Annotated in this window: 2 protein-coding genes; both read left to right on the top strand. The window is 26.7% G+C overall.

All coding sequences use genetic code 11. From position 1 onward, the window contains the following. Positions 1 to 183: 183 nt before the first annotated feature. Positions 184 to 498, top strand: coding sequence for a recombinase family protein (locus tag HMPREF9088_RS11250; protein WP_007209387.1), 315 nt, complete (start codon positions 184 to 186; stop codon positions 496 to 498). Positions 499 to 514: 16 nt separating this feature from the next. Then, a partial coding sequence (locus tag HMPREF9088_RS11510) for a helix-turn-helix domain-containing protein (RefSeq protein WP_007209388.1) occupies positions 515 to 748 on the top strand: 234 nt, incomplete at its 3' end.

Raw genomic sequence — 748 nt, forward strand, 5'->3', positions numbered from 1 at the left:
AATTGTTATGTATCAATACTTGAGTTATACTTATAGAGTGTTCAATCAGGGTGGTTCAATCAGGTTTTTATATTTGATTGAAGAAAATATAAAAATAAAAAAAAGAGGAGTGAAATTTAAAAATGTCAAAAATTGGATATGTGAGGGTTTCTACAGATGAACAATCTGTAGAAAATCAAAAAAATGAAAATGAAAAATTTGGGAATTGAAAAATGGTTTGTTGATGATGGAATTTCAGGAACTATTAGAGATAGAAAAGCTTTAAATGAAATGATAGATTATGTTAGAGATATTGATACTGTTTATGTTGTAGCTTTAGATAGATTGAGTAGGAATACAAAGGATTTAGAAGAAATACAAGCTAAAATTAAAGCAAAAGGAGCTACTATACTACCTCTAGATATTTTAGAAAAGTTAGGAATGAAAGATATACCTTCTGATATTACCTCAAAATTGATTTTTGATATTATGACTGTTGTTTCTAGTTTTTTATGCTGAGAATGAAAGAATAAGAATGCTAGAAAGACAAGAATTAGGTATAGCTAGAGCTAAAGCTGAAGGTAAGTATAAAGGTGGCACTATCCAATATCATAAAAATTCTAAAGGTAGAAATCTGATTGTATACACTGAAGTATTTAGAATGTTAGCTGAAAAGAAAGCAGTTAAAAAAATTGCTGATACTTTGAAAATTAGTAAAAATACTATTTATGTATTAAAGAAAAGAGCTTATTCTGAAATGATTGATTTT

Source organism: Enterococcus italicus DSM 15952 (genome assembly GCF_000185365.1).
GTDB classification, from domain to species: Bacteria; Bacillota; Bacilli; order Lactobacillales; family Enterococcaceae; genus Enterococcus_G; species Enterococcus_G italicus.